The sequence below is a fragment of the Streptomyces rhizosphaerihabitans genome (assembly GCF_025399795.1).
GTDB lineage: Bacteria > Actinomycetota > Actinomycetes > Streptomycetales > Streptomycetaceae > Streptomyces > Streptomyces rhizosphaerihabitans.
Genome location: NZ_JAODTZ010000053.1, coordinates 1 through 19947 on the forward strand (window position 1 = coordinate 1; position 19947 = coordinate 19947).

19 protein-coding genes and 3 pseudogenes are annotated in these 19947 nt (G+C 67.4%); 11 read left to right on the plus strand and 11 right to left on the minus strand.

Features of this window, described 5'->3' with window-relative positions; translation table 11 throughout:
- Positions 1–760 precede the first annotated feature (760 nt).
- Entirely contained in the window at positions 761–1075 is a 315-nt protein-coding gene (locus tag N4G66_RS36390) for a hypothetical protein (protein ID WP_261708587.1), read from the plus strand.
- Between the two features lie 892 nt (positions 1076–1967).
- Here N4G66_RS36390 and N4G66_RS36395 read toward each other — a convergent pair.
- Positions 1968–2564, minus strand: a complete 597-nt coding sequence (locus N4G66_RS36395; protein ID WP_261708588.1) for an NADPH-dependent F420 reductase — start codon at positions 2562–2564, stop codon at positions 1968–1970.
- Positions 2565–2605: 41 nt separating this feature from the next.
- Positions 2606–3439 carry an inositol monophosphatase family protein gene (locus N4G66_RS36400; RefSeq protein ID WP_261708589.1) on the minus strand — a complete coding sequence of 278 codons (834 nt, stop codon included), beginning with the start codon at positions 3437–3439 and terminating at the stop codon, positions 2606–2608.
- A 130-nt stretch (positions 3440–3569) separates the two neighbouring features.
- Here N4G66_RS36400 and N4G66_RS36405 point away from each other — a divergent pair, with 130 nt between their 5' ends.
- Both N4G66_RS36405 and N4G66_RS36410 read left to right on the plus strand, forming a co-directional pair.
- Complete coding sequence (locus N4G66_RS36405) at positions 3570–4475, plus strand: LysR family transcriptional regulator (protein ID WP_261708590.1); 906 nt, start codon at positions 3570–3572, stop codon at positions 4473–4475.
- Positions 4426–4953, plus strand: a complete 528-nt coding sequence (locus tag N4G66_RS36410) for a transposase (protein ID WP_261708591.1) — start codon at positions 4426–4428, stop codon at positions 4951–4953. The genes N4G66_RS36405 and N4G66_RS36410 overlap by 50 nt, the downstream gene beginning before the upstream one ends.
- A 45-nt stretch (positions 4954–4998) precedes the next feature.
- Here N4G66_RS36410 and N4G66_RS36415 read toward each other — a convergent pair whose 3' ends face one another.
- Positions 4999–5412: a contact-dependent growth inhibition system immunity protein gene (locus N4G66_RS36415; RefSeq protein WP_261708592.1), complete on the minus strand. Its 414-nt coding sequence runs from the start codon at positions 5410–5412 to the stop codon at positions 4999–5001.
- A 67-nt stretch (positions 5413–5479) separates the two neighbouring features.
- On the minus strand, positions 5480–6532 hold the full coding sequence (locus tag N4G66_RS36420; protein ID WP_261708593.1) for an IS110 family transposase: 1053 nt from the start codon (positions 6530–6532) through the stop codon (positions 5480–5482).
- 365 nt (positions 6533–6897) lie between these two features.
- On the opposite strand from N4G66_RS36420, the gene N4G66_RS36425 reads away from it, so the two are divergent.
- On the plus strand, positions 6898–8559 hold the full coding sequence (locus N4G66_RS36425; RefSeq protein WP_261708594.1) for an IS1182 family transposase: 1662 nt from the start codon (positions 6898–6900) through the stop codon (positions 8557–8559).
- A gap of 113 nt (positions 8560–8672) precedes the next feature.
- Complete coding sequence (locus N4G66_RS36430; protein ID WP_261708652.1) at positions 8673–9557, plus strand: SMI1/KNR4 family protein; 885 nt, start codon at positions 8673–8675, stop codon at positions 9555–9557.
- A gap of 145 nt (positions 9558–9702) precedes the next feature.
- On the opposite strand, the pseudogene N4G66_RS36435 reads toward N4G66_RS36430, so the two are convergent.
- The 6 genes and pseudogenes from N4G66_RS36435 to N4G66_RS36470 all read right to left on the minus strand — a co-directional run.
- A pseudogene (locus N4G66_RS36435) lies at positions 9703–9849 on the minus strand (IS5-like element IS4811 family transposase); the annotation flags it as partial.
- Positions 9846–10592 (minus strand): DUF6193 family natural product biosynthesis protein, encoded by a 747-nt coding sequence (locus N4G66_RS45740; protein ID WP_315903734.1) that lies wholly within the window; start codon positions 10590–10592, stop codon positions 9846–9848. The gene N4G66_RS45740 and the pseudogene N4G66_RS36435, both read right to left, overlap by 4 nt.
- A 22-nt stretch (positions 10593–10614) precedes the next feature.
- Entirely contained in the window at positions 10615–10848 is a 234-nt protein-coding gene (locus N4G66_RS36445) for a hypothetical protein (protein WP_261708595.1), read from the minus strand.
- An 868-nt stretch (positions 10849–11716) separates the two neighbouring features.
- Positions 11717–12715 (minus strand): nucleotidyl transferase AbiEii/AbiGii toxin family protein, encoded by a 999-nt coding sequence (locus N4G66_RS36455; RefSeq protein WP_261708596.1) that lies wholly within the window; start codon positions 12713–12715, stop codon positions 11717–11719.
- Positions 12712–13335, minus strand: coding sequence for a hypothetical protein (locus N4G66_RS36460; protein WP_261708597.1), 624 nt, complete (start codon positions 13333–13335; stop codon positions 12712–12714). The genes N4G66_RS36455 and N4G66_RS36460 overlap by 4 nt, the downstream gene beginning before the upstream one ends.
- A 277-nt stretch (positions 13336–13612) precedes the next feature.
- Entirely contained in the window at positions 13613–13777 is a 165-nt protein-coding gene (locus N4G66_RS36470) for a hypothetical protein (protein ID WP_261708598.1), read from the minus strand.
- A 264-nt stretch (positions 13778–14041) separates the two neighbouring features.
- Between N4G66_RS36470 and N4G66_RS36475 the strand changes: the two genes are divergently transcribed.
- Entirely contained in the window at positions 14042–14353 is a 312-nt protein-coding gene (locus N4G66_RS36475) for an NIPSNAP family protein (protein ID WP_261708654.1), read from the plus strand.
- Here N4G66_RS36475 and N4G66_RS36480 read toward each other — a convergent pair.
- Positions 14343–15902 carry a PAS domain-containing protein gene (locus N4G66_RS36480; protein WP_261708599.1) on the minus strand — a complete coding sequence of 520 codons (1560 nt, stop codon included), beginning with the start codon at positions 15900–15902 and terminating at the stop codon, positions 14343–14345. The genes N4G66_RS36475 and N4G66_RS36480 overlap by 11 nt on opposite strands.
- A gap of 212 nt (positions 15903–16114) precedes the next feature.
- On the opposite strand from N4G66_RS36480, the pseudogene N4G66_RS36485 reads away from it, so the two are divergent.
- The 5 genes and pseudogenes from N4G66_RS36485 to N4G66_RS36505 form a co-directional block, all read left to right on the plus strand.
- Positions 16115–16207: pseudogene (locus tag N4G66_RS36485) on the plus strand (ISAzo13-like element transposase-related protein); the annotation flags it as partial.
- Positions 16208–16255: 48 nt separating this feature from the next.
- Positions 16256–16396, plus strand: a pseudogene (locus N4G66_RS36490) (IS3-like element ISMyma3 family transposase); the annotation flags it as partial.
- Between the two features lie 153 nt (positions 16397–16549).
- Positions 16550–17074 carry a hypothetical protein gene (locus N4G66_RS36495; protein ID WP_261708600.1) on the plus strand — a complete coding sequence of 175 codons (525 nt, stop codon included), beginning with the start codon at positions 16550–16552 and terminating at the stop codon, positions 17072–17074.
- 663 nt (positions 17075–17737) lie between these two features.
- A complete protein-coding gene (locus N4G66_RS36500; RefSeq protein ID WP_261708601.1) occupies positions 17738–18433 on the plus strand; it encodes a hypothetical protein in 696 nt (231 codons plus the stop codon).
- Between the two features lie 881 nt (positions 18434–19314).
- Entirely contained in the window at positions 19315–19437 is a 123-nt protein-coding gene (locus N4G66_RS36505; protein WP_261708602.1) for a hypothetical protein, read from the plus strand.
- The last annotated feature ends 510 nt before the right edge of the window (positions 19438–19947 follow it).

A 19947-nucleotide genomic window follows, 5' to 3' on the forward strand; every position in this document is an offset into this window, starting at 1 on the left:
AGTGATCTACGGATTCATCGGTGGGCGACGGGCGGCGACGTCGAAGGACGTCAGCGGGGGCCCATCACGCTCTCACTCGTGAATCGGCGTCTGGAAGAACATGACAAAGACGTTACCCGGTTCCGCCGGCCCCGCACACCAACCCTTTCGCCGCCCCGGCGTCGGCCGGGCCTTCGGCGAGCGCCCGGGGTCAGCCGTTTCCTTCCGGGAATCTCAGCACCCGCCAGCACCCGCCAGCACCCGCCAGCACCCGCCAGCACCCGCCAGCACCCGCCAGTGGTCGGCCGCCCGCCGGGGCAGGTCCAGATGGGCGTTACTGGGCCGCCGCGGGCGTTGCCAGTTGCTGTACCTCGCTGCTGTACCGCAGCGACGTGCGCGATGTACAACAACGCCATGACGACTGGGAGGTGACGGCTCCCAGGTGAACTTCCCTACGCCAGCGGCGTCGGTGTAGGCGGTTCCTGCAGGTTCCCAGATTGGGAACCTGCAGGATGGACCCCTGACTCCGGCCTCGGACACCCGCCGCAAACCCCGATCATCTGACTGTCGGCCTCGATGGCCCGTCCGGGGAGCAGACTGCCCCGAACGGTGGCGCCACCGATGGTGCAGCATTGCGATCATGAAATCATCGTGAGCCACTCATTACATGATCAGACAAGCGATACGTACGCTCTGCGTCGCCACCCTCGTGGCCGCTCCCCTTGCCCTGACAGCAACGCCTGCACAAGCCCTGACGTCATGTACGGTCAACGGCAGCCCCGTGTCCGGTACGACCGTCAGCGGTACTGCCGGCTCCGACTACATCAGCTGCGGCGCCCTCGCCTTGGGCGACAGCGTCAACGGCTTGGGCGGCAGCGACTACATCGTCATCAACGGCATCGTTGCCGGTACCGTCGACGGCGGCGCCGGTGGCGACTCCATCACGGCCAACGCCGGTACCACGGCGACCGGCAAAATCCTCGGCGGAGCCGACGGCGACTTCATCTCCGTCGGCCCGAACGCCGGTACCGTCGATGGCGGACTCGGGTCGGACTACTGCCGAGTCGCTTCCGGTAACCCTCCCATCAACTGCTGACCAGCAGGGGGCTCGTTGAGCCAGCCAACTGCGACGCTCAGAGCGGCCAGCAAGCGTGCCACCACTCGCGGCGGCCACCTGGCCCGCTGCCCCGCTCGGCGCATTCCGTCATCTCCGGAGTCGCATTCAGGGCGTTCGGCGTTCGGAACGGGTGCAGGCCCTGGCCACGCAGCGAGCGGGTGAACCTCCCGATCTCCGGTTCATGATCGAGCGCGGGGTAGGGGTAGGGCTTGGAGTGCGGCGGCTCGGTCGGGTCTTCGCCGATCTGCCCGTGCACCTGGAGCAGCTGCTCCAGCCTAGCTGGGGCATGTGAAGCGTCAGCGACGGCGAGGTTATGCCTTTGGCGCCGGTGGGCACGGTGTGCGCGAGCGCCTTCTTCGGTTCATCTGCTTCAGGACGGTCCTGTCGCGCACTGGTTCGCCCTTCTTTTGCAGTCGGCCTCGGCTGACCCGGCAGCGATCAGAAGACCTCGCCTGTTTCCCGGTTGTGCCTACAGACGGTCGGGGCGTGAGACGCCACGAGCAGGTCGAGGAGTTCCGCGGCCTGCCGGGGTGAGCGACCGCAGAGTCGGGCGAAGACATCGAGGTCCGTACTGCCGACGTCGCCCGAGGTGTGCGAGGTCAGAGAAAGCGCGGCCAGCTCACGGCCAGCGGCCGCCCCGCTGGCACGGCAACTGGGGCGGGGCGCAGAGACGGCTACGCCCTTCGGCTGCTGGTGCGTCAATTCCGCGCCAGGGCGCCCCATGGGCCCGCCTGCCCGGAACGACGACATCCGCCGCGTCCGCTGGCGTGGAGCTGGTTCTGCCCGCAGCGGTGGCTCAATGAGCGCACCGTTGCGGGCAGAACCACGGGGAACAGAGATGCCTGGTCGCGGCTCACAGCTTTTCGTCCGGTCAGCGGGCGATCGAGATGGCGAAGGGCGCGAATCCGCTGGACCGGATCACGTGAGGCACGAACAGGATTGCGGCCTCGACGGCCTGCGCGGTCTCGATCCCGCCGAGGTCCGTGATCCACTCCCGGTGCCAGCCGAGGTCTTCGAGAAGCCCGCGGACGGCCTGCTTGGCCCCCGGGTCCTCACCGGAGAGGAAGGCGGTGGGCGACTGGACGAGTGCGGTAGGCGCTGTCATCACCGTGTAGAGCATTGTGTTGAGCGTCTTGACGACGCGCGTGCCGGGGAGCGCAACTTGGAGTTGCTCCCCGAGGCTTGAGCCGGGGTAGAGCAGGTTGGCGGGCAGTCCGTCCGGTCCGTCGACGGTGGCGTTGGAGACGTCTACGAGGATCTTGCCCTCCAGCTCCTCGCGCAGAGCGAGGAGCCGTTCCAGCGAGCCGGCGCCCGGCGTGGCGTTGATGACGATCTGCCCTGTCCGGGCAGCGTCGGCGGCAGCGCCTGGCGAGCGGTCCGCCACGGTCACCTCATGCCCGGCCCGGGTGAGGGCTGCGGACAGGCTGCCGCCGACGCGGCCGTTTCCGAGTACGGCGATCATGGTCATGCTGATCTGGTCCTTCCAGCGCTCATGGTTCTTAGAGGTGGTCAGCGCGAGAGCGTGGCGACAGCATCCGCGTGCACACCGGGCGCAGTGGCCAGCAAGCTCTTGCTCTCCGGCGTCCAGGGGTGGCCCTCGGCGTCGGAGATCCGTCTGCCGGCCTCGGCTACGAGCAGTGCGCCGGGCAGCAGGTCCGCGCGGGCCCCGGCGAACTGCCAAAAGGCGTCGATCCGCCCGGCAGCCACGTTCAGCAGGTGCAGGGTCGCGGGCACAGATGTCCGTACCACGAGAGCGTCGAGCAGCATTGCGGTGATCGAGGAACCGATGCGCCGCACGATCGCTTCGTCTTCGTCCGGCCTGGCCTGGCTCGTGGCCACGAGGCTCAGTCCGAGGTCCGTGGTCTCAGAAACGTGCAGCGGCCGGCCGTCGAGGTAGGCGCCGCCGCCCGCGAGCGCGGTGTAGGTCTCGCCGGTCAACGGCAGGTGGACCGCGGTGAGTACCGGCCGGTTCTCGCGCACGAGTGTGGCGGTCACCGCCCACTCCGGCAGGCCGTGCAGGTGGTTGACGTTCCCTTCAGCAGGATCCACGACCCACCATTCGCCGGGAGGCAGGGCCCCGCCCTCGAGCTCTTCCTCGATCCAGCCGGCCATCGGGCGCAGGAGCGCGAGGCGTGGGCGCAGGACATCGAGGGCCGCGTCGTCGTTGGCGGCGAGTGCGCGCATCAGCTCTTCGCGCGTCCGGTAGCGGACCACGCCGCTGAACCGCTCCCGCAGTGCCGAGCCGGCCGCGCCTACGGCGATGGCGGTCTGCGCGAGCAGTTCGGCGTCGGACACGGAGCCGGTGGCCGCGGCATTTCCAGTGCTCTGAATCGATTCGGGCATGGCGGTACTCCCATCTCAGCAGGGGGATGAAGCAGAGGGCGAAACCGTCGATCTTTGCGCCCGCACCTCGAAGGTACGAGCACGCAGCATTAACCTCAAGTGCATGTAAAGCACGTCTAGAGTGACTCGCATGCAATTGGATTTGAACCTGCTCGCCGCGCTCGACGCGCTCCTCGAGGAAGGAAGCGTGACTGGCGCGGCCGAGCGCCTGCACGTGACCGCCCCGGCGATGAGCCGAAGCCTCGGCCGGATCCGGAGAACAACGGGGGATCAGATCCTGGTGCGCACCGGACGCACTATGACTCCGACGCCGTACGCGATCGCCGTTCGGGAACAGGTCCACGACCTGCTGCAGCAGGTCCAAAGCGTGCTGGCACCAAGCCGTGAACTCGACCTCACGACACTCGAGCGCACCTTCACTCTCCGCTGGCACGATTCTCTCGTCGCCCTCAGCGGCCCCACGCTCCTCGCGGAGGTGCGTAAGCAGGCGCCGGGCGTGCGTTTGCGCTTCATCGCGGAATCGAGCATCGACACCCCCGAACTGCGTCGCGGCGAAGTCGACCTCGAAGCGAACGCGAACCGCCCGACCCAGCCCGAGATCCGCGCCGACCAGGTGGCCGAAAGCCGCCACGTCATCGTCATGCGGCGAGGGCACCCGCTCGCCCATGCCGAAGCCGTCACCGCCGCGCGGTACGCCGAGGCCGAGCACATCACCATCTCGCGGCGCGGAAGGTTCGACAACGCTCTCGACGAGGCTCTGGCGCGGCTTGGCCTCACCCGACGTGTGGTGGCGACCGCGCCCACCGAAGGGGCCGGGTTCGAGTTCGTGCGCGAGTCGGACCTCCTTGTCACAGCCCCCGAATCCACCACACACTCAGCGGCCGCGGATCTGGTCCTGGTCCCGCTGCCGTTCGAACTGCCCTCGGCCCGGGTGTACCTGTCTTGGCATCAGCGCTATGACACCGACCCCGCACATGTGTGGCTACGTGAACTGGCGCGGACTGCGCTGGCCGGTCCGACGAGAGGCCGGAATTAAGGGCTTCGACGCGGGCAAGAAGGTGAAGGGCCGCAAGCGGTTCATCGTCACGGACCCCCTGGGCCTGCTGCTGGCGGTTCACGTGGTCGCGGCGAGCATCCAGGATCGCGACGGCGCGAAGCGTTCGTTGCTGTGGACCCGCTTGGATCATCCGGGCGTGCAGAAGATCTGGGCGGACCAGGGCTTCGCCGGCCGCCTCGTGGAGTGGTCACGCACGATCCTCGGCCGCGAACTTGAGATCGTGCGCAAGGCCCCGGGCCAGCGCGGATTCCAGGTCCAGCCCAAGAGATGGGCGATCGAGCGCACCTTCTCGTGGCTCACCGCCCACTGCCGCCTCGCGCGTGACTACGCGACCAGCCCGGCCCGCTCGGAGACCATGATCCGCTGGGCAATGATCGGCATTATGGTCCGCCGACTCACCCGGGGCCGACCAGCGACGCGTCCGGGCCGGCGCTTGCTCCTGCGAGATGTTCCGTAGATACGTCGGCCTTCTCTTCCACGGGGAGCGTCCTGCGTCGGTGCGCTATTGAGCCAGAAGGCGCTCAGCCCTCTGTTGCGCGTCAGGGGGCAGGCCGGTCAACTTCGAGACGCCGGTCAATTTCGAGACGATCGCGCGAAGCTCTCGGCCGAGTTCGGGAAACTCGGTCCAGACTGCTGGGTTCCTGGTGAGGACCGCGGACAGCAGATCGCCTTCGTACATGTGCCCCTCTGCCATCGGGTTGTCTCGCAGCACCTCCAGTGCCAGTGGCAGGAGGTAGGGCAGGCCTATGTCCTGCCTGATCAACAAGCGCATGTCTTCGACGGTCAACTCGCCGATCGGCCGACGCCGCAAGGCGAGTGCAGTAGCGACAAGACGGGTGTCGTCGGCTGACGGGGCCGGCCAGCGGTCGCGTTCAAGCTCTTCAAGGGAGCGGTCACGATGCAAGGGGGGCGTCACCGATCGATTGTCCTACGACCAGATCTCAAACGCGGTCTCAGCTTGACTCTGAAGCTCCTATAGATCGTCAAGTGGCTGGAGATGTCGATGGTGCGCTGGTGAGGTGGCGGTAGACCTCTCGCGCGATGAAGCGCTTGAGGCATCTGAAGATGTCCTTCGTCTTGAGCCCTTCGAGGGTGCGTCGTGCGACGTAGTCGCGGGTGCGTGGGTCGTGACGCATGCGGACCAGGACGATGGTGTGCAGCGCGCGGTTGGCCTGGCGGTCGCCGCCGCGGTTGAGCCGATGGCGATCAGTGCGGCCTGAGGAGGCCGGCACGGGTGCGGCTGCGCAGAGGTGGGCGAAGGATGCCTCCGAGACGAGCCTGTCGGGGTTGTCCCCGGCGGTGACCAGCAACTGCCCGGCGGTTTCGGTCCCGACGCCCGGTAGCGCGAGCAGTCCGGGCGCGGTGTGGGTGATCAGGGTGCGCAACTCGGCGTCCGCGTCCGCGATCTCTTCGCTCAGGTGCTGGTATCGCTTGGCCAGGCGTTTGAGCGCGAGTTTGACGGCGGCGGCCGGGGTGGTCAGATCGGAGCCGGGTCGGCTGGCGGCCAGACGCCGTATCAGCTCGGTGGTGGTCAGCGAGCGCAGTGCTTCGCGCGTCGCCGCGGGCGCGGTGATGATCAGTGATTTGAGCTGGTTGACGGTCTGGGTGCGGGCCTTGATGGCGCTGGCACGTACCACGCGGAGTGTGCGGATTGCCTCGACCGTGCCGTCGCGATCCTTCGGCGTGCCGCTGGCGCGGCCGGAGAGCACTGCGGTCGCGGCGGCGTAGGCGTCGACAGGGTCGGATTTGCCCGTGGCGCGGCGAGCTCGACGATCGGGCCGGTCCACTTCGACCACGGTGATCTGGCTGGCACGCAAGTGCCGGGCCAGTTCGGCTCCGTAGGATCCCGTGCCCTCCATGCCCACCGTCAGCACCTGGCCGTGCGAGCGCAGCCAGGCCAGCAGGCGCCGGTAGCCTTCAGGCGTGGTGGGGAACGCCTCGGTGGCCAGGTGCCGGCCGATGGTGTCGATGACGGCGGCCTGGTGGACGTCGGTGTGGGTGTCGATCCCGCCGATCACTTCGATGGGCTGTGGCATGGCGGCCGAGTTGTCCTTCCGTACGCGGATGTGGACTCGCGCGCACCGGCTCGGCGGACGGACACGACTGTGATGGGACCGCCTGGGTCAAGCTCCTATGAGGTCACGATCGCCGAGCCGGTACGCGCAGTGGCACCGCTCGGCAGGTCGACGATTCAGAGTGAGGACAGCCGGAGCGTCAATCGGGGATCGGGTCAGACCCGCGAGCGGTGCCTCCCGCATCCTCACAGTCGGGGATCTTGGAGTTTCGCGGTGCGGCAGCATGGTCAACGGGCATGCTCGGGTAGTTCCGATGACCGATGCAGTTGTCGAGGTGCCCGTTGTCCCTTCGTCCACGTTCTGGTGAGCAGATCCCGTCTCTGACTGTGCAGGTCGCGCGGGCGAGTAACCCGGGCGGCACGACGGCGATATGGGTAAGAGACCGGCTGGACGGGCTGTGGCATGACGAGGACTTCGCCGACTGGTACCCGCGTGACGGGCGCCCGGGTCTCTCGCCCGCTCAACTGGCTACCGTCTGTGTGCTGCAGTTCCTGCTCGGCCTGTCGGACCGGCAGGCCGCGGAGGCGGTCCGCTGTCGCATCGACTTCAAGTACGCGATGGCCATGGAGCTGGACGACCCCGGGTTCCATCACAGCGTGCTGGCCGATTTCCGCGATCGTCTCGCCGAAGGCGACCGTGCTGACCGTCTCCTCGACCTCGCGCTGGCTCGCCTCAAGGAGGCCGGCCTGGTGCGCGAGCGCACCACTCAGCGCACCGACTCCACCCATGTCCTGGCCGCGGTGCGTGACCTGACCCGCCTGGAGCTGATCACCGAGGCGGTCCGCGCCGCATTGGAAGAGGTCGCCAGCACCTCCCCTCAGCTGCTGGACGAGCTGGTCGATGAGGACTGGGGGCACCGCTACGGCCGACCGGTCCGCCTGGGAAAGAACCCCACCAAGCCCAAGACCAGGATCCTTGCCACGGGAAACGACGCCGTCCGGCTCCTGGAACACCTCTACCGGCGCGGAGCAGACCGCACGTCCGGTCCTCGTATCCAGGCCCTGCGCCAGATCATGGTGCAGAACTACCACCGTGACGCCGCAGGACACCTGCGCTGGCGCACCGCCGAGAAGGAAGGCGGATCCGGGCTGCCGCCCTCGTCCCGTGCGGTCGTCTCTCCCTACGACACCTCGGCCCGCTACGTACGGCACGGACACATCATCAGCTGGAAAGGGTTCTCCGCTCACCTGACCGAGACCTGCGCTCCCGACGGCCCCAACGTGATCACGGACGTGGCCACCACCGCGGCCACCACCCACGACAGCAAGGTCCTGCCCGGCATCCACACCCGCCTCTCCCGCCGCGGACTTCTGCCCGCCGAGCACCTGGTCGACGCCGGGTACACCTCCCTGCCCCACCTGGAACAAGCCACCCGTGAACACCAGGTCACCGTCTCTGGACCACTGCGGAGCAACCCCACCCGTCAGCACCGCCGCGACGAGGGCTTCGCCCGGGACGACTTCCACATCGACTACGACCGTCAGCAGGTCACCTGTCCCCAGGGCCAGGTCAGCCAGGGCTGGCACGGCCCCTACCCGACCTCCTCACCCACAGCGGCCCCGCTGATCGTGGCCAGGTTCACCAAAAGCCAGTGCCAGCCCTGCCCGGCGCGCACCCAATGCACCACCTCCCGGGAAAGCACCCGCACCGTGGGCTTTCCCCCACGAGAACTCCGCGACCTGCAACTTCGCGTCCGTACCGAGCAACAGACACCCGAGTGGAAGACCCGCTACGCGGTCCGCTCCGGAGTGGAGGGCACGGTTAACGAGTTCGCCCACGGATATGGCATGCGACGCTGCCGCTACCGAGGACAAGGAAAGGCCCACATCCAGCATGTCCTGACGGCCATCGCCGTCAACATCGAGCGCCTCAGCGGACTGCCACCGACCGAAGAAGCCCACACACCCCGCCGACCGACTGCCTTCCAGAACTACCTCGACCAGCGCGAGATACCCCGGCCGAAGTCCTGGCGAACCCTGGGCAGCTGACCTCGGCGGCACCAAGATCCCCGACAGAGTCAAGATGAGTACCTGTTTCCGAACCTTCAGGGATAGGGGCCACCGACGCAGTGTCGTCGTTGCGGTCTACGCTGCCGATCGTGATGAGCTTGTTCGAGAGGTTGGCCCGCCTCGTAGCCGTGCCGGTAGATCCTATTGATGCGGTGGGCGACTGGCTGGCTGTCGAAGCCCAGCTGCCGGTGACGCTACCCACCGACTACAAGGAGCTGGTCGAGCGGTACGGCTGGGGCGAGTTCTGCGACTTCCTGTACGTCAGGACGCCCTTCGGTGGCAACAGGCACAACGGCCTGAGCTGGCAGGACGTCAGATACCAGAATGAATGGACCGTTCCCGGTTCGAAGCGGCTCCCTTATCCGCTTTACCCCGCGCCCGGCGCCTTGCTGATCTGGGGTGGGAGCCCGGACGCCGACCGTCTGTGCTGGCTCACAGAGGGGCCGCCGGACACGTGGCCGGTCGTGGTGTGGAGTCGCGACGACGACTACGAGGTGTACGAGATGGGCTGCGCTGCGTTCATCGAGGGGTGGACCAGCGGCAAGATCAGGTCGGGGATTATCGGCGGCATGGAACTGGGACTCCGTCCCTGGTTCACGACGGCCCGGGAACTTCAACACGTCAACATCAGGCTGTCCGACGGCACGGGCGCATATTTGGAGCGTCTAAGGATCTTGCGGGATTCGCTGGGTCCGACGGAGGATCGCGGTACCTATCAGTCTCCGTACGAGGACGACGTCCGACAGGACCACTTCGCGGTCAGCGGCCTTGATTGGCGCCTGACCTACGAGACGGCCTACGGTCACCAGATCCGAGCGGCTTTTCCGGCGGAGGATGGTGCAGCGGCGCGGCTCCGTATTTGGGCTGCTGTCGAGCTGATGGGCTGCCGGGTGCTGTCCGCCCGCACCAACGAAGGCGTGCCGATGTGGGAGGACGCGTTCTCCCCGGACACGCAGGACATCTCCGGCGATAAGTGAATGGCTGCCCAGTGGTCGTGGAAGAGTGAACAGATAGCTGGTCTGGCCGTATGGCTTCGGGCCAGGTTCACTGCGGTGACCGTGAGAACGATCAGTCCCGCTGGGCTTCGCGGGAGGCCGGCTGGCTGAACCGGCGGGACTGGCGTCGGGTGACGCGCCTGGTCATGAGGGTGATCGCGGCCCAGGTGATCAGCGACTCGGAGTTTTGGATGAGCCGTTCGTAGTTGCGTGCGTGTCTGCGGGCGTGCATGACCCAGGCGATGGACCGTTCGACCACCCAACGGCGAGTTATGTGGAATCTGATCTGTCAAGGTCTTCGGCAGTGCCGACGACTGCCGGGCCGCACTCCGGGGGCAGATGGGCAACGACCAAGGCGACGGCGTCCTGCGGGTTGTCAGCCTCTCCAATGCCCGCCGGCCCGTCGTGAGGCCCGCGGGTTCTCCACCACGTGACGCGGTACTTCCCGTTCACGGGAGTAACCACTGGAACATCGTGGGTGTGGGGGAATTCGGTGCAGCGGCTGAAGCCCAGTGACCTGTGACTGTGGAAGGGGAACAAAGCCCGCAGCTGCGGCTGGTCGTAGGCCGCCTCAATGAGGAAGTGGTCGACGTGCAAGGCCGGGGTCTGGCGATAGCTTGCCCACGCGGTCTCGACTTTGGTGCCGCGCTCGGGGGCTTCCGTGAGTGGGCCCATGTAGACGAACGGGCATGCGGATAGCAGATGTTCCGGGGTGACGCCGGACTGCCAGACCGCGATAGCCGTGGAGGCCTCGTTCAGACTGCTGGTCGTGCCCGTGGCGATCGTGACCCGGTGTTCCCGGAAGCGCATGAGGAAGCTGCGGTGATGGAGGCCCAGGAGAGTGCTCGTCGTCCGGCAGTCGCTGTCAGCCCGGGCGCCGATTCGCTTCCACCCTCGTGCTCGTTCAGGGAGCATGTCCAACCGGTATCCAGCTTGGTGGACGGCCTGCTGCAGAACAGTCTGGAGCGTTCTGTCCCGGCCGAGTTCAGGATAGAGACCAGCCAGGTGCGCGGCCATTTGAGACGTCACAGTTCGCCCTTCAGTTGGTGTCGCCGGCTGTGAATGGCTCTGCGTAACTCCCCGCCGAATCCTTGGCGTTCCGCACCTCGACGAGAGGAAGCAACGTGGCCGTCGCGGGTATTCCGAGCTGGCGGGGTGTCGCCCCCGCTGGCGTGGGAACATCGACCAGCCGTTCCAGCAGTTGATCGAGCACGGCCTGGCCGTCGTCGACGGCAGCGCGTTCCTTGTCGTTGAGCGGGACGCTCGCCCGCATGCGCTGAAGGTTGTCCTTGGCCTCCAGGAGCTGGCCCTTGCTGGAGGTCTTGGGCGTGTAGAAATCGCAGCGAGCTCAGGCCATGCGGTGCGGGCACTGCTCAAAGAACGTGTAGGTGCAGAACCCGTGACCGAGGTCGTAGTACTGCCACGGCTCGCCCGATGCGGCGGCACTGGAGGTGACCGCGTCCCGGTCGACCAGAACCTCGATGGTGCGGACGTTGCGCTCGAAGTACCCGGCGTCGTTGTAGGCCCTGGCCAGCGTGTTCGGTGTGATCTTGGCGTAAACCTCGGCACGAGACCGCGCTCGTGCCCGCCGCGTCGCCTGCCGGGCGTGAAGCGGCCCCGGCCGACCGGGTTGGAGTCGCGCTGCCCGTCCTCCATGAGGAAGTCGTAGAACAACCGGACCGGCACCAGGCGCTGTTGGATCGTGGCGTTGGCCAGGCCCGAGCCCGAGTCGATCGAGACCACGTTCGTACCCCGACGGCTCGGCCGCGACGTCAACTCCCGTACGTAGACGGCGGCCCTTGCGGGCGGGCCCGTGTTCCAGAGGGACGATGACATGGCGCTGCTGTGGGCGCACCGGTACGACCCGCCGCCGGATCTCTCCGGGAGATGTCCGGGGCTCGCGTCGGCCGTCGACAGTGTGATGGCGAAGGCGATGGCCAAGGCCCCTGAGGACCGTTACGGCTCCTGCCGGGAGTCCGTGGCGGAGTTGATTTCCGCCGCGGGTTCTCTCAGGCCCCGGACTGACAGGTCAAAGAGCGCGTCCGGCAGAGCAGGCGACTGTCCACCAGCCGCTCGGAAACCCCACGCACCGAGTCTGTCCGTGCTGCTCCCGGGGCCTCAGAGCTTTCACCGGGCCCGGATCAGCCGGCGGCCCCCTTGAACGTCTTCGTCACAGCCCGCACCAGCCGGTCCGCGTACTCCCGCTCGGCATCCCTGAACTGCGGGTACTCGGTGACGAAGTGTTTCCACTCCACGTACCCGACCGCCTCCGCCACATCCTCGAGCAGGATGCTCTCGCGCTGCCGATACGGCCACTCGCCCGACAGCCGGAACACCTCGTGCAGCAGCTCGTAGCGGAGCGGATGCCGCTCGGCCAGCAGCACGGCGTCGTACAGATCCTTGCCCTGCGCGTGCGCGTCGTTGATCAGCCACATCAACTTCCAGGCCAGGGACAGTTCAGGCGTGGCCGCCTGCACGACCGTGCCGCCCGGCAGCTCTGCCGGCTCGGGGGCTTCGGGCAGCCGCTCGTTGAAGACGAAGTCGAGCTGGACATGGCCGCCCGGCAGCCCGGGCGATTCCCACGGCAGCACCATGCGGCAGCCCGGTACCCGGTCGTAGGTCCAGATGTCCTCGACCACCGCGCCCTGCGCCGAGATCCCGACCTCGCGTCCGCGCGCCTCGGCCAGCGTCTGCGCCGCCGCGGCGATCCCGCGCAGCATGTGGTCCGTACGGTCGTCGTCGATCCGCCAGGTGTCGGGGACGACGACGAAGTCCAGGTCGCCGGGCTCGCGGGCGGCGTCCGGGAACCACGCCGACATCAGCACGCTGCCCCTGAGCACCAGTGCGTCCACCCACTGCGACGAGGCGATCGCGTCCAGCACCAGATGCAGGGCCCCGCGCCGGGCCGCCCGCCACGTCTCGCCCCGCGCCGGATCTGCGAACCGCGGGTCTGTCGCGCGGTAGGCGTTCTGGTGGTGCTTCAGCGACGGGTCGAAGACGGGACGCTGCACCACGTCGTCCCCCGGCACCCACTGCAGCGTCTTCGGCAGGTCCTCCGCCTCGCGGGTGACCTCGTCCAGCGGCTCCCGGGGCAGCTCAGTGCTCCGCCAGCCGAACCCGTCCCACGCCGTTCCACTCATGTCCGTACCCCCACAGGCTCCGCGATCCAACCGTCGTCCACGGACAGGTCACTGTCATGGAGCACGAACTCCCGCTCCACACCCAGCACCACGAACCCGCCCAGCTCTGCCAGCAACCGCTCCAGCGCCCGCCCCGCCCCATCGGCGCCCGCCCCGCGGCACCGCTGCGTCACGAACCGCTCATGCCGCGCACCGGCCCTCACCCGCAAGGCGTTCCACGACAGATGGGCGCTGTGCGGCACCACCCGGGCCGCGAGCGCGGCCAGGTCCGTGTCCGCGTCGAGCAGCAGCTTCACGTGATGCTCGAAGTACCGTTCGTCGTCCCCGCCGAGCCGAGCCGGCACCTCCGCGGCCCACGGTGTGCACTCGGTCTTCACCCGCACCGGCTCGAAGCCGTCCGCACGAAGCCCCGCCACGACGTCCCGCACTCGCTCGGCCTGCTCAACGTACGACGAGGAACCGGACAGTGTGAGCATGGGCTGATCGCGCATCCGGCCGCGCGCCAGCACGATATGCGTCAGCTTCAGACCACCCGAAGCCGCCCACCGCTGCAGCCGCACCCACTCGTCGGGGTCGGCACAGCGGACCGTCACATGCGATTCGTACAGGGAAGCGGACACCCGCGGATCCTGCCAGACCACGGCCGCTCACGCCCACTTTGCCCCAAGCTTGCGCAGTGCGACTTGCTGTTCCTGGGTGAGCTTGTCGCGCCTCGTCTTCGAGACCGGCACACCCAGCTTCACGACGGTCGGCTCCGTCTCGCCGTCGACGGTGATCTGCTCATTGTGGCCGCGCGATACAAGCCGGTGGGCGCCCTTCCCGCTCCACCCACTGCGTGAGAGCCGACAGGCCGTGCTGGAACGCCTGCATCACGGCCATGCGGAATTCCCACGACATTCAGCCAGGCCCTCCCCGGGGCGACACCGTGGAACCGCACTCTCGCAGCCGGGTCGCAGCGGGGTCGCAGGCCATCAGCACATCGGTCATGCAGTCGTAGGCGTGCATGATTCCGCGTACCGCTCCGCCCGCGGCGCCGAGCAGCGGCAGAGTCGCAGTGTTCACGGCGTTTCAGCCCCTGCAGGAGGTTTCCAGTGATTTCGCCGCAAAGCCTACGGACCCGGTCACCGCGGCGCGGCTCGTTCACCGAAGATGCTCCGTTTGCAACCCGGCCTTCACCGTGGGCAGTTGGGTCCGTGCGGGCCTGGGCTGTGTGGACAGGACAGACGGTGGGGGAGGGGCGTGGTGGTCGGCACGGCCGACCGAGGTGCGCAGGAACGGGTCCGTTCCGGACTTCGAGCCTGAACCGGCATGCAGCATCATGTGGACGTGATCACCATTCATCTGAAGTACGAGATCGACGCCGACAAGCTCGAGGACTTCGAGGAATACGGCCGCCGCTGGGTCGGGCTCGTCAACCGTTTCGGCGGGACGCACCACGGCTACTTTTTGCCGAGTGAGGGCGACAGTGACATCGCCTACGCGCTCTTCTCCTTTCCCAGTTTCGCCGCGTACGAGCAGTACCGCTCGGACAGCATGACCGACCCGGAGTGCCAGGACGCCATCGAGTTGGCCCGCAACACCCGCTGCATCAAGCGCTACGAGCGGCGCTTCCTGCGGCCGCTCGACGTCACTTCCTAGGCCGGAGCCGGGCCTCAACGGCTGCCTGGCAGGCGTGCGTTGGGCGATGTGCGGTCGATACCGCGGGCGGCGACACCCTGGCCATCCGGTACCTCCGAACGGGGCGGGCTGCGTCGAAGTCGCAACTGCGCTGGAGGCGTGGAGGCGTGGAGGCGCGGGGCCGGTCGGCCCGTCGGTGCTCGCGCGGGGTTTGCGAGCACGCCACCGACTGTCCTCCTGCAGCGCCAGACACTGGCACGCCCGGCTCAGCCAGCTCACCGGAACCCACCGCGGGTACCAGGCCCTGGAGAGCGCCGGCCTCGACGTCCGACCCGACACCCTCATCAAGTGGCTTTCCGACCCCGAGTACAACGTCCGCCGCAGCTACCGCGACCTCATCCACGCCGCGTACGAGAACGTCGCCGTCGTCCCCGCCGATCTTGATCTCCAGCCGATTTTTTTGGCCGTCTCCCAGTACGTCGTTCCTCAGGGTCATCGGGGTGACGATGGCAGAGTGTGGGCCCGGCGAGCCCTGCGCGCGGGACGCCTGTGGATGGTGGTCGGGGATTTCGTCCGGCTGGTACGTGATCAGCTGGGGGCGTAGGTCCGTCAGGGACTGAAGCCACGCTCCAGGAAATCTGAACGGGCCCGTACCGGTGCCCAGTGAGTGCCGTTGAGGGTCCGCCGAGGCGAAGGACATCCGCCGCAGGGGTATGGCGGGTCCCACGGGCCCGGGCGGGGGGTCCTCGCCCCGCACGACGGGGTCCAGCAGGTCGACTTCTGCGGCGTCGGCGAAGGCGGGCACGAGGACGTCGACGAGTTCGCCGCAGGTTGTGTCCAGCTCGAGCGTGTGCCCCAGACGTTCTCGCACGTCGTTGAGGACTCGAGCGTGGGCGAGGACCCGCTCGCGGCCGGTGACGTCCACCACGGCCGTGGATACGCCCAGCACCCGGCCGTCGGCGTCTTGAAGCCGGAACAGGGAGACGGAGTACACGTGCTCGTGAGCGGGGTCGTTGGGTGGGCGGCCGCGTACGAGCCTGTCCAGCGCGGGTTCGCCGGTGGCGAGCACGTCGTGCAACATCGCCACGGTCTCTTCAGGGTCGGACAGATGGATCACGTCGCTGAGGCGGTGGCCGAGCACGTCTGTGGACTCGAATGCACTCATCCCCGCTGCCGCTGTGTTCACCCGCAGGACGCGCAGATCGGGATCCAGTACCTGCATCCCGATGGGCGACTGGGTGAACAGCGCCGTCAGCAGTGCCTGCCCCCGTGCGTCAGCGCCCTGCTCCTCTGGGCGTAGCAGGTAGACGCCCCAGCCGGAGCGGCCATCGCGCAACGTCACGGGTTTTACCGCGAGCCCGGGAATCGCCGCTGTCCTGTCCGAACGGCGGTCCGGTCCGGCGCCGGCCGGGGTCCATACCGCGGTCAGCAGCTCCACGACGGGACGGCCGACGGTGAGGCACGTGCCGCGCTCGAACAGGAACCTGGCCTCCTGGCTCCACCCGACGATGAGACCCGCTGCGTCGATGACGAGCAGCGCGTCGTCCGGTGCCATGGCCAGATCTTCCATGCGGCGCCTCCGGCGCGGGCAGATCAGCTCTGCAGGCCGGGCGTCTACGTCCGGTCAGGTCCCTTCCAGGGTGCCTCCCGTGCAAGGACGCCGCACGTCGGCTCGGCCAAGGCGGCGCGCAGCCTTGGTGGCACGCCCGTCTGCGACGTGCGGTGTCGGACGCCGTGTAACGTCACCGCGAACTGCTTGCCATGCTCAAGCAACGGCCTTGTCCCGGAACATCGAAGTGGAACCGGATCGAGCACCGGCTGTTCTCCCACATCACCATGAACTGGCGTGGAAGGCCCCTGACCAGCCACGAAGTGAACCGTTCCGGGTTCGATAGAGACTCGATCGTTTAAGAGGATCGAGTCATGGCACGTCCTTCCCAGTACCCGCTTGAGCTGCGCCGTCGTGCGGTACGGATGGTCGCCGAGGTGCGGCCCGACTACGACACCGAGTGGGCGGCGATATCGGCGGTGCCCAGCAGAGTTGTCGGCGTCGCTCGAACCGTGACCCTCTGACGGCGGATCAAAACAAGTTCAACCTCAATGGCCAACTCGTCCGGACGCGCTCTTGTGACGCGCGTAGAACTCGGGCACTATCTCCCTGCTCCAGCATGCGACAGTTCCGCCCCAAAGTTGTCATGAGCAGGAGGAATCCCCCCTATGTTGCATCGCCCGAAACTGCGCTCGGCCCTGACCGCGCTCGCCCTCGTCCTCGGCGCCCTGTTCCTCCCCGGCGTCGGCGCCTTCGGCAGCGGCGCCACCGAGGCCCACGCCGTCACCAAGCTCACGCATGCACAGGCCACGTCCCGGTTCAGCTCGTCCGGTATCACCTGGTCGTCCTCCGGCGGCTGCTCCGACCGGAACAACGCCACCTGCACGTCCTTCGATCAGCTCAACCTCGCCACCGCCCAGGGCGCCCAGACCCTGAAGAGCGCCACCGGTTGCGCGCTCAACATCACCGGCGGCACCGAGACCGGGCATGCCAGCGGCACGTACTCGCACTGGAACGGCTACAAGCTCGACTACGGCAAGTCCACCTGTCTCACCAACTACATCCACAGCGCCTTCAGCTACATAGGTCTCCGTGGTGACGGCGCTCCCCAGTACCAGGCCGGATCCGGAAACATCTACGCGGACGAGGGTAACCACTGGGACGTCCTCTACTACAACTGCGGCGGCTGCTGAGCCCGCACGCGCAGGTGTCCCCGCCCGGCGGACGGGGACACCGCCGGGGCTCAGAAACCCACGCCTGCGGGTCCGCCAGTTCACCTGCGCGGACACCTCCTGCGGGCGGCAAACCTTCTTCCCGTCGTCGAGGAGTTGATGGCCCTTCAACGCCTCAGAACGGGCCCTTGACGTAGGGGCGATCGTCACCGCCACGGTCGCCCGGGAGCATTCCCCAGCCAAGATCCACATCCCGCCGCAACAGTGTTGACCGCCTGACGGTCCGCCAGCTTCTACGTCACTTGCGCCAGCGAACCACCTCCCGTCTACCTCCGCAGTCACAACGCATATGGTGCGGCCGGATCCCACACCTGACAGGCGGTGGTCACCTGACCGGCACCGCGAAGTGCACCGGCCGACCCCGTGTGCGGGGCAGGTCAGCCCTGCGCAGTCAGGCCCCCGCGGTCAGCTATGTCGATGCCTCCGTACAGCAGCCGGCAGTCATCCGAATCCGGAAGAAGGGACACATCCATGGTCAATCTCGTTCTCCGAGGGCTTGGCCGCGAGCGCCGGGCGGCAGCCGCACCGTCCGTCTCGGTCAACCGCGCCCAGGGGGCCCACTGTCACCACCTGCGGCTGCGACTTCCCGCCGCACCATCCCTCCGCAACGAAGGAGTTGCTGTGATGACCACGATCGGCACGACCCTCCGGCGCCGCGCACGCGCCGCCATCACGCTCGCCGCGGCGGCCGCACTCGTCGGCCTGCTCCCCACCTCCTCCCAGGCGAACGTCAACAGGTACACCGTCCAGCCGAGCTCCCCCAAGCCGACCGTGTGCAACAACTCCGGCACCATCCCGGCCGGCACCTGGCTGCAGAACGCGCCGTGCGGCTACTGGGTCGGCACAGCCATGGCTGGCTCGTCCTTCGACGTCCACCAGACCAACCCGAGCAACTACCACTACGGGCGCAGCTTGGGCGGCAACAACATCTGTGGCTGGATCCCGCCCGGCGCCCTCGGTTCCAGCCCGACCGCGTCCGTCGCGGAGTCGTGCAGCGACGCGACCAAGGACAACATCTCGCACCGCCGGACGATCGGATACAACTTCAACGCAGCCGCGCACGCGGCCACGGACGGCACCGCAATCACGGTCAACCCGGCCTGCACGGCGTACTACAACTACTACACGACCAGCACATACAACGACGGTTCACTGCGCGATGTGGCAGGCAATCCGGGCACCACCGTGATGTATCGCTTCACGACGAACGGGTCCAACCCGGCGATCGTCGTTCGCGACAGCGCGATCGGCTGGATCTTCCTGAACCGCTCGTGCGTCACAGACTGGCGCAGCATCACCTTCTACAACGACAACGACTGATTCGCCGCACTCGACTGCCTGGGGCTTGATCGCGTGCCAGGCGAGGGTCTCTTCGAAGGGCCCGTCCGGTACAAGTCGTAGAAGCTGGAGCCCCGGTGTCGGCGCGCAGCTGGGCGAGCATGGCACCGTAGTGGTCGGCGGAATAGAGGATGTCCTTGAGGACGACGCGGTAACCCGCGTTGAGCGAGTAGCGCGCCCAGGTCGATCAGACCCATGCTCGCCCCGCCGGGCTGGGCAGTTCGCGTAGAAGGCACGCTGGGATTGTCATAATTGCGTCAATAGTCCCGCAGGGTTGAGGGGTTGCGGCGGCGCTACGCGGGTAGATGTGGACATGCCAATTGTGCGACGTACCCCACCTCTTGGAGAAAAATGTCAGTACTCGCGCGGATTGCGGCGGCTGTCGCCGTGGCCGCTCCTCTCGCCCTGACGGCACCAGCGGCCGATGCTGCAGTGGTTCCCACTCACGCAATCATCGCCTGTCAGAGCGCAAGCTTCTACGCGAACTATGACAGCGCGTCCGGCCCCACCGGCCTCCTGCGCGTCCTCCCCTACGGGGACAAGGTCGGCCACACTCCCGGAGCCCACCCCGTGTACAACGGCTGGGCGGCGACCTTCGACTTTGGCCCCAACGATTGGGGCTATGTACGTGAGGAGTGCATAGGAGGTTACGGATCATGGTGAGCCTGCGCCGTGATGCAAATGAAGCGCGCCGAAGCGTGAGGTCCCGGGTGGGGTCGGGCGCTCTGACCCTCGTATGCCTGACTACGCTCGGGGTCGGGCTGACCGCGGCCCCGGCCCAGGCGGCGAACGGCATACCCGGTGTCCGAATGGCGGTCTGTGCGGACAGCCTGTACGTGCGGACTGATCCCGGCGGGGCCTGGATGGGCACGTTGTCCTACCCCCAGACCTTCGATGTGAAGAGCGTCAGCGGTGGCTGGGTGTACGGCTTCGCCTATGGTGACGTCAACCGCAACGGCTGGGTGCAGAACGGATGGTTCTGCTGAGCTTGACATTTGACTTCACTGGTCACTCGTAGGCCTTGTCGTCGCGCATGCCATGGGGCTTGAAGTACCTGCCACGGTGGGGGTCGTGCTGAGGGGCCCTGCGCTTCTCGGACAGCGGTGTTGAGGGTTCTGTCTATGCCGCTGCCTGCAACTCTGTCCCGCTGCGAGACGAAGGAAGCACCCTGGCTCTCGGCGATCCCACTGTCACTGAACCTGACCAGAGCAACTCCAGTGACACCGGGCACGCGAAAGGCGTTCAGTGCCGCGAGTCGCTTGGTTCGTGGACTGCGCTCGTGACCCTCACGAGCGACCAGACCTAAATTTCGAGATCGGCGTCACGTGTGGGGTTCGTCATGGCCTGCCAGCGGCGCTCGAAGTCGTCGGTCTGCTTGGTGATGTCCTCGGCGGTGATGAGTCTGTTGTATTGGGCGGTGATCCCCCGAAGTGCGCAGTCCTGGGCCACGCTCTCGGCAGAGGGACTGTCCGCGTCCGTCCGGTGGTCGGCCCAGA